The organism is Raoultella sp. (genome assembly GCF_039594335.1).
GTDB lineage: Bacteria > Pseudomonadota > Gammaproteobacteria > Enterobacterales > Enterobacteriaceae > Klebsiella.
In genome coordinates this window covers 1-7,517 of sequence record NZ_JBCNNS010000171.1, presented here as the reverse complement: position 1 = coordinate 7,517, position 7,517 = coordinate 1, and the positions used below count along the sequence as shown (strand labels likewise).

Annotated in this window: 8 protein-coding genes and 1 pseudogene; 4 read left to right on the top strand and 5 right to left on the bottom strand. The window is 57.0% G+C overall.

Features of this window, described 5'->3' with window-relative positions; translation table 11 throughout:
- Positions 1-501, top strand: a 501-nt coding sequence (locus ACZAHD_RS20265) for a substrate-binding domain-containing protein (protein WP_462458354.1), incomplete at its 5' end; no start/stop codon positions are given.
- A gap of 3 nt (positions 502-504) precedes the next feature.
- Here ACZAHD_RS20265 and ACZAHD_RS20260 read toward each other — a convergent pair.
- Both ACZAHD_RS20260 and ACZAHD_RS20255 read right to left on the bottom strand, forming a co-directional pair.
- Positions 505-1,749: a mechanosensitive ion channel family protein gene (locus ACZAHD_RS20260; RefSeq protein WP_462458353.1), complete on the bottom strand. Its 1,245-nt coding sequence runs from the start codon at positions 1,747-1,749 to the stop codon at positions 505-507.
- 77 nt (positions 1,750-1,826) lie between these two features.
- Positions 1,827-3,251, bottom strand: a complete 1,425-nt coding sequence (locus tag ACZAHD_RS20255; protein WP_462458352.1) for an MFS transporter — start codon at positions 3,249-3,251, stop codon at positions 1,827-1,829.
- Positions 3,252-3,360: 109 nt separating this feature from the next.
- On the opposite strand from ACZAHD_RS20255, the gene ACZAHD_RS20250 reads away from it, so the two are divergent.
- Positions 3,361-4,242: a helix-turn-helix transcriptional regulator gene (locus ACZAHD_RS20250; RefSeq protein WP_462458351.1), complete on the top strand. Its 882-nt coding sequence runs from the start codon at positions 3,361-3,363 to the stop codon at positions 4,240-4,242.
- A 15-nt stretch (positions 4,243-4,257) separates the two neighbouring features.
- A complete protein-coding gene (locus tag ACZAHD_RS20245) occupies positions 4,258-5,301 on the top strand; it encodes a DUF2157 domain-containing protein (protein ID WP_462458350.1) in 1,044 nt (347 codons plus the stop codon).
- On the opposite strand, the gene nfsB is transcribed toward ACZAHD_RS20245, so the two are convergent.
- The 3 genes from nfsB to ACZAHD_RS20230 all read right to left on the bottom strand — a co-directional run bounded on the left by nfsB (position 5,298) and on the right by ACZAHD_RS20230 (position 7,041).
- Positions 5,298-5,951 (bottom strand): oxygen-insensitive NAD(P)H nitroreductase, encoded by a 654-nt coding sequence (nfsB, locus tag ACZAHD_RS20240; protein WP_462458349.1) that lies wholly within the window; start codon positions 5,949-5,951, stop codon positions 5,298-5,300. The two genes, ACZAHD_RS20245 and nfsB, sit on opposite strands and share 4 nt — an antisense overlap.
- A gap of 128 nt (positions 5,952-6,079) precedes the next feature.
- Entirely contained in the window at positions 6,080-6,460 is a 381-nt protein-coding gene (locus ACZAHD_RS20235) for an MmcQ/YjbR family DNA-binding protein (RefSeq protein WP_462458348.1), read from the bottom strand.
- Positions 6,460-7,041, bottom strand: a complete 582-nt coding sequence (locus tag ACZAHD_RS20230) for a TetR/AcrR family transcriptional regulator (RefSeq protein WP_462458347.1) — start codon at positions 7,039-7,041, stop codon at positions 6,460-6,462. The genes ACZAHD_RS20235 and ACZAHD_RS20230 overlap by 1 nt, the downstream gene beginning before the upstream one ends.
- Before the next feature lie 191 nt (positions 7,042-7,232).
- Here ACZAHD_RS20230 and ACZAHD_RS20225 point away from each other — a divergent pair.
- A pseudogene (locus ACZAHD_RS20225) lies at positions 7,233-7,517 on the top strand (RomA family MBL fold metallo-hydrolase); the annotation flags it as partial.

The window sequence follows — 7,517 nt, the reverse complement described above, 5'->3', positions numbered from 1 at the left end:
GATGCCGCGCAGGGGGCGGTGTCTCGGCTGGTGGCGAGCGGTCATCGGCGCATTGCGCTGATTAACCACGATCTGAGCTATCGCTACGCTCGCCTGCGTGAACGCGGCTATAAAAACGTGCTCCATGTGCGTGAACTGGCCTATCAGCAGGTGGTCTATGCCAGCGACCTCAGCGCCTCCGCCGGTAAAGCGGCAATGGAAACACTGCTGGCGTCCCAGGAGCGACCGGACGCGGTATTTGCCGTCGCCGACGCGTTGGCGGCAGGCGCACTGCGCGCGATTGCGCAGGCCGGACTGCGGGTGCCTGAGGATATTGCGGTCATGGGATTTGATGGCACGGAGCTGGCTGAGATGGTCTCGCCGCAGCTGACCACTGTGGCCCAGCCGTCGCGCGACATTGGCCGCACGGCGGTGAACCTGCTGCAAAAAATCGACAACCCGGACGCCACTGCCGAACGGGTGATGATGGACTGGCGCATCATTGCCCGCGCCAGTGCCTGAGGATTATCCGTGATGTGCCGCCGCCAGCGAACGAATATCGTTGCCGGTCGGCGACTGGTGGATACGCAGCCCAAATTCGTCAACCACGGCGAAAATGTGGTCAAAAATATCCGCCTGGATGCTCTCATATTCTGCCCACACCACCGTACTGGTGAAGCAGTAGATCTCAATCGGCAGGCCATTGGCGTCCGGCGCCAGCTGGCGCACCATCATCGTCATATCTTTGCGCAGCCGTGGGTGGTTACGCAGATACTCCTGCAAATAGGCGCGGAAGGTGCCGATATTGGTCATCTTGCGCAGGTTCAGCACCGAATGGTCGGCGGCGTTTTGCTGGTTCCACTCGCTAATCTCCTGATAACGCGAATCCATATAAGGCCTGAGCAGCCTGGCCTGAATTAAGCGCTGCTGCTCACGCTCATCGAGAAAATGGATACTGGTGGTATCAATATTCAGGCTGCGCTTAATGCGACGCCCGCCGGAGGCGGACATCCCGCTCCAGTTTTTAAATGAGTCGGACACCAGCGACCAGGTAGGAATCGTGGTGATGGTATTGTCCCAGTTGCGGACTTTCACCGTGGTGAGGCCAATATCAATGACCGCGCCGTCGGCGCCGTATTTCGGCATTTCCAGCCAGTCACCGAGCTTCAGCATGTCGTTGGCGGAAAGTTGAATGCCGGCAACCAGACCAAGGATCGGGTCTTTAAATACCAGCATCAGTACCGCGGCCATGGCGCCGAGGCCGCTGATCAAAATCGCTGGTGACTGGCCAATCAGTAATGAGATCACCAGGATGCCGATAATAATCGCGCTGACCAGCTTAATGCCCTGGAAGATCCCCTTCAGCGGCAGTTGGGATGCGGTGGCGAATTTCTGCGATAAATTGAGCACCACATCGAGCAGCGAAAAGAAAGAGAGCAGGGCATAGATCATGACCCACAGTTGGGCGCAGGTGGTTAATATATTGGCGGCTTCACTGCCTTTTTGTAGCCACAAAACCGCCTGCACATTGACGATAATCCCTTGCAGGGTAAAGGCCAGCCGGTGAAACAGTTTGTTCTGGGTGATGATTTGCAGCCACAAATGGCTGCTGGCCTGCGCGCGTTTTTCGAAGGCGCGCAGCACCCCTTTATGCAAAATAAAATGAACGACAATGGCCGTCAGTAAAATAATGCCGAAGATAATAATGAGTGAAGTGGTGGGGGTAATTGCGATGCCTAATGCGGCAATGTGTGAGATTAATTCCTGCATAACGTCTCCTGTACATCCAGCGATAATGATGACCGCTGGAGGTATATTATGCAAATCAGACGTTATGCCATCGTGGATTATGAGGCGGTAGCCACCGGACGAATATTGAGATGCTGGCGCAGCCACAGGGCGATTGCGCCTAAGAGCAGCATCATTGCCACTTCCACGGCCAGGAAATCGATCAGCGCCTGCGGATAGCCGCCGCCACGCTGGGCGAGGGTTAAAAACAGCGAGCCGAGAAGCGCCGGACCTAATCCCAGCGTCGCCTGCTGAAGGGTGCTCAGAATGGCGCTTCCGGCACCGGCATCGCTGGCGCTGATGTCACGCATGCCAATACGATAAAAACTGTTAACGATCAGCGCCTGGCCGTAGCCGATAAGCGCGGTAGACGGCACCATCGCCAGCGACGACGTTTGACCGCCGAAGTGGCTGAAGGTCGCCATCAGCAGCAGTAAGCCAACGATCTGCACCACCAGCCCAATCAGCAGAATACGTCCCATGCTGTAGCGGGCAATCAGCCTCGGCGCGTACAAAGCGGAGAGAAAATAGGCCACGCCGAGGGCGATAAAGCTGTTGCCTGACTGCCAGGGCGCCATGCCGAGACCGGCTTGCATGGTCAGAGCCATGCAGAACATGAAGCCGGACCAGGCGCTGAAGAACAGCAGGGCGATAGCCATTCCAAAGCGAATACTGGTGAGTTTCAGCAGCCGGGGCGGCAGCAGCGGCTGTTCGCCGCGCTGCTGCTTGCGCAACGCGCTGGTCCGCATCCAGACCAGCAGCGGCAGTATGGCCACCAGCAAAAGCTGGAGCGTCCACGGCCAGTGAAGTTCCGGACCCAACGCCATCGGAAACAGCAGGCAGCAGAGGATCAGCGCCAGGCTGATAGTGCCCTGCCAGTCGATAGCCGAATGGGCTTCGCGGCGGGTTTCCGGGACATAGCGGAGGCTAAACGCCAGTACCAGCAGGCAAATGGGGACATTGATAAAGAACGCGTTGCGCCAGCCCAGACCGGCGATATCCGCCGAGACCAGCCAGCCGCCGCCCATTTGCCCGACGATAAAAGCAATCCCACCAATTCCACCATACAGACTGATGGCGCGCGCATGAGCGGTGCCTTTCAACGTCACATGCAGGGTACTGAGGATTTGTGGCACGATCAGCGCCGCGCCTGCGCCCTGCAGTGTGCGGGCCGCCAGTAGCCCGCTGATGGAGTTGGCCATGCCGCACAACAAGGAGGCGAAGCCAAAAAGTGCGACCCCCCACATAAACAGGCGGCGGCGACCGTAGTTATCGCCCAGCTTGCTGCCCATCGCCAGGCACACGGCAAAAGAGACGCCGTAGAGGGCGACGATCAGCTCCAGTTGGGTGGCGCTGGCATCCAGCGAGTGGGTAATGGCGTCCAGCGCCACGTTGGTAATTGAGGTGTCGATCAGCGGCAGCATCTGGCCGGTCAACAGAAGCAGTAAACCGGCACGGCCGGGTGAAACAGCAGACGAATTCATCGGATCTCTCCATTGCGTCATTCAGCGGATAGCCGTAGCATTACCGATAAATTAAACGGGTACCAGTTCCTACTTATACTGGTATTAGCACTACCATGCTGGAGTTAATATGACGGGAATGCCGCAACGTGAAACGGTGCTGATAGCGCCCGACGATAGCCGTAAGCAGCTGGGCGCCTTTCTGCGCTCCCGACGTGAAAGCCTCGACCCGCAACGCCTCGGCCTGCCGCGAGTAGGGCGGCGGCGCACGCCCGGGCTGCGCCGGGAAGAGGTGGCGATGCTGGCCGATGTCGGCGTGACCTGGTACACCTGGCTGGAACAGGGGCGGGATGTCAATCCGTCGGAGGCGGTGCTGATGAGCGTCGCGAATGCGTTGCAGTGCAGCCCGCTGGAGACGCGCCATCTGTTCGTGCTGGCCGGGCTGACGCCGCCGGAAACCACACAGGTGAGCGTATGTGAGGGGATCAGTCCGGGGACCCGGCGGATGCTCGATAGCCTGATGCCGCAGCCGGCCAGCATCCAGAAACCCAATTTCGATATCGTGGCGTGGAACGACAGTTTTTGCCGGCTGATGGGCGTCGATTTTGCCGCGATTCCCGAAGAAAATCGTAACTGTATATATCTCTATCTTACCCACGACGCCTGGCGCAGCCGTATTGAAAATCGCGATGTGCTGCCGACGTTTGTCTCTTACTTCCGCGTGGCGATGGCCGAACACCGGGGCGACCCGCTGTGGGAAAATAAGTTGGCGCGCTTTTTTGCCGCTTCCGCCGAGTTTGAAGCGCTGTGGCATCAGCGCTATGACGTCCGCGGTGTGGAAAATCAGGTGAAGAATTTCAACCATCCGCAGCTCGGGCGCTTTAGTCTGCAGCAGATGTACTGGTATTCCGCCCCGCGTAATGGCTCCCGGCTGCTGGTGTACCTGCCGATGGACGAAGCCGGCGAGCAGGCGCTGGCGTGGCTGGATAAACAGGATTCTCTTTACTCATAGCGACAGGGAACGCAGATGAACGTGACCAGGAAACAACAGCGGGTGATTCAGCGCGCGCTGGATGAATGGCAGGCTGCGGGGGCGTTGAGCCACGCGGAAAGCCAGCGGCTGGCAGGCACCTTGCGGGTGAGCGCCTTTGACTGGCAGCGCCTGAGCCGCTACGCCTTCTGGACGGCGCTGGCCTGCCTGCTGATTGCGCTGGGCAGCGTATTCTCCGATAGCGAACTGATCGCGTGGTTGACGGATCTGTTCAGCAACTCGGCGCTGGCGCGAATTGCGCTACCGGCGGTGCTGGCGCTGGTTTGCTACTTTTGGGGATTTCGCCGTCAGCGGCGGGCTTCGCACTGGCACTACAGTAGCGAGGCGATTCTGTTTGTCGGCGTGGTGTTGACCGCGCTGGCGTTGTGGCAGCTCGGCGAGCGACTGGGTGACGGTAGCGGCCATATTGCGCCGCTGTTTCTGGTCGGTGGTGTTATCTATGGCGCCATCGGCCTGGCGGCGCGTTCCGGGCTGGTGTGGCTGTTCTTCCTGCTGACGCTGGGCAACTGGTTTGGTGCACAAACCGGCTACATGTCAGGGTGGGGCGCTTACTGGCTGGGCATGAACTATCCGATGCGTTTTGTGCTGTTCGGCGGCGCGCTGCTGGCGCTCTGTTTTATGTTGCAAACGTGGCTGCTTCAGCGTCGGCTGTTTACCGTCAGTAAGGCTATGGGCCTGACGTATTTGTTTATCGCGCTGTGGATTCTGTCGATTTTTGGCTATCGGGATCTCGATGCCTGGTACAGTATTTCACCGCTGCAGCAACTGCCGTGGGCGCTGCTATTCGGCGTCGCAGCGGGGGTCTGTATTTATATCAGTCTGAAAACGGATGACGGAATGCTGCGCGGTTTTGGCCTGACCTTCCTGGCTATCAATCTCTATACGCGTTTCTTCGAGTTTTTCTGGGACGGGATACACAAAGTGCTGTTTTTCCTGATTCTTGCCATCTCACTGGCGGTGATTGGCCGCTATGCCGAAAGAATCTGGCACGCCGGCGAGCGGCGTGCGCGGGAAGATTAAATCTCGGTGATGGTCGTCGTCTGCGGCAGGCGTGATTTCGGCAGCGTGGCGTTGAAATCTTCGGCGCTGTGGTGGCCGACCGGTACGATTACCATGCTGGTAAAGCCTTGTGCGGCCAGGTCAAATTCGGCGTCAAGAATCGTGGCGTCGAACCCTTCAACCGGCACGGCGTCCAGCCCCATCGCCGCGACGCCGAGCAGGAAGTTGCCGACGTTGAGGTAAACCTGCTTCGCCATCCAGTGGTGGTCGTCCTGCAGGTCTTTACGGTGCATATCGGCAAAGAAAACGCGGCCTTTATGGTTAGCCGCTTTGGCTTCCGGGGTGGCGAAGCGGCCATCGGCCTCTTCCTGGTCAACCACGCGCTCCAGCCAGGCGTCGTCCATGGCGGTTTTGGCGCAGAAAACCACAACATGAGAAGCATCAAGAATTTTACGTTCGTTGAAAATATAGATGCCGCTGGTGGCTTTCGCTACGCGCGCTTTCCCTTCATCCGTGCTGGCAACGATAAAGTGCCACGGCTGTGAATTGGTGCTCGACGGGCTGTATTGCAGCAGCGTTTTCAGGTTTTCGGCTTCTTCGGCAGTCAGTTTTTTCGTGGCATCAAAGGCTTTCGTGGAGTGACGCTTTAAGGCAACGGAAACGATATCCATAACTCTTCCTCACGGTTTATGCACAAGATAATTCGAGTTTATAGCCCCTTGCGGGGCATTTAGTGGGAGAAGAGTACAGCGAAGGCGGGGAAATGATAAGGGACAAAAATGCGATAACACTTATCGCGTTAGCCTGAAAATCCCACTGGGCGTAGCCGCAGCCGATCTTTTTTCGCCAGCTTATTTACCACTTGATTCCATGAATCATCGATAAGTTCGGCCAGCAGATCCTCGCTGATATCCTCGCCGGGAACGACGGTAATCCAGTGTTTTTTGTTCATGTGATATCCCGGCTCAATACTGCGGTAAATCTCCCGATTAAGCAGCGATTTTTGCGGATCGGCTTTCAGATTAACCAGCGCACGACCGCGAATGGTCATGGTGAGCATAAAAATACGCCCGCCAACTTTGAACACATCATACTCCGGGCCGAACGGCCAGCAGTGTTCGGTAAACGGATAGGTGAGTGCAATACGGTGAGCACTGGCGTGCAACGAAGTACGGTCCATCAGGCATTGTTCTCGTGAAGCGCCAGCCACATGGTCTCAAAACCGAGGGCGATCAGTTCACGGGCGCGCTGCGGATCGTGGCTGGCAAATTCAATAGTGGTTTCCGCCAGCGAAAGAAACAGAGCGTCGCCAAATGCGCTGTAGGCGTCGCTCAGAAAGACCGGCTTGACCGACAGCTGGCACATTTCGTTGAGCTCGGGGAACATCTCTCTCACGCGGGTTCGGGTTTCATCGGTGATGCGTTCGCTGAGCGCCATCCGGCGAATCGCATTGTGCTCCATCGGGTGGCGCATACTCCAGTCGATATAGCTGTCCCAGATAGTACGGGCGTTCTCTTTCGGTCGTTTTTCGTTTGGCGTCAGCCCGGCAACCATCGCCTTAACTAACCCGGACTTGAGCGAGAGGTACAGTTCGTTGAGTAACTCATCCTTGGTGGCGAAATAGCGGAACAGCGTCCCCTCGGCAACTCCGGCGCTGCGGGCAATGGCCGAGGTTGAGGCAGCGATACCCGACTGGGCAAAGGCGACCGTTGCGGCCTCCAGCAACGCTTGTTTTTTATCTTCACTCTTAGGACGAGCCACTACATTTTACCTCACGTGAAATGAAACACCGATCTAAACATGCCATGTCATGACACTGCAACGGTGGATGTTAAAAAAATGAAAATCGTCTTGACGCCTTTTCCTTTTCATCCTAATAATGAGTGCTTACTCACTCATAATCAAGTTATATCATTAAACTCTCATAATAGGGAGTTTCATCTGGTCAGGTTATGAACCGTGTCACTTTCAGCGTGGTCGTCATTATGTTATTAGCCTCAGCAACAGCTTTGCCGTTTGTCTTAAATGCCGGATTTGGCAGGGCGCCGCAGGGTGCACAGCTCAGTCTGGTGGAACAGTCGCCGCACTATCGCGATGGTCAGTTTCATAATCAGCTTCCCACACCGGGTTTCACCGGGCAGAAAAATATGCTGTCCGCCTGGTGGGAGTTTCTGGTGACTAAACGCGAAAATGCCCGTCCCGCTCAGCCGTTGCCGCTGGTCAATACCGATCTTGCC

Bases quoted from the DNA above. Each gene is read 5' to 3' on its own strand.
- ACZAHD_RS20235 (WP_462458348.1), bottom strand. From the start codon at position 6,460: ATGGACCGTACTTCGTTGCACGCCAGTGCTCACCGTATTGCACTCACC.
- ACZAHD_RS20255 (WP_462458352.1), bottom strand. From the start codon at position 3,251: ATGAATTCGTCTGCTGTTTCACCCGGCCGTGCCGGTTTACTGCTTCTG.
- nfsB (WP_462458349.1), bottom strand. From the start codon at position 5,951: ATGGATATCGTTTCCGTTGCCTTAAAGCGTCACTCCACGAAAGCCTTT.
- ACZAHD_RS20245 (WP_462458350.1), top strand. From the start codon at position 4,258: ATGAACGTGACCAGGAAACAACAGCGGGTGATTCAGCGCGCGCTGGAT.
- ACZAHD_RS20250 (WP_462458351.1), top strand. From the start codon at position 3,361: ATGACGGGAATGCCGCAACGTGAAACGGTGCTGATAGCGCCCGACGAT.
- ACZAHD_RS20260 (WP_462458353.1), bottom strand. From the start codon at position 1,749: ATGCAGGAATTAATCTCACACATTGCCGCATTAGGCATCGCAATTACC.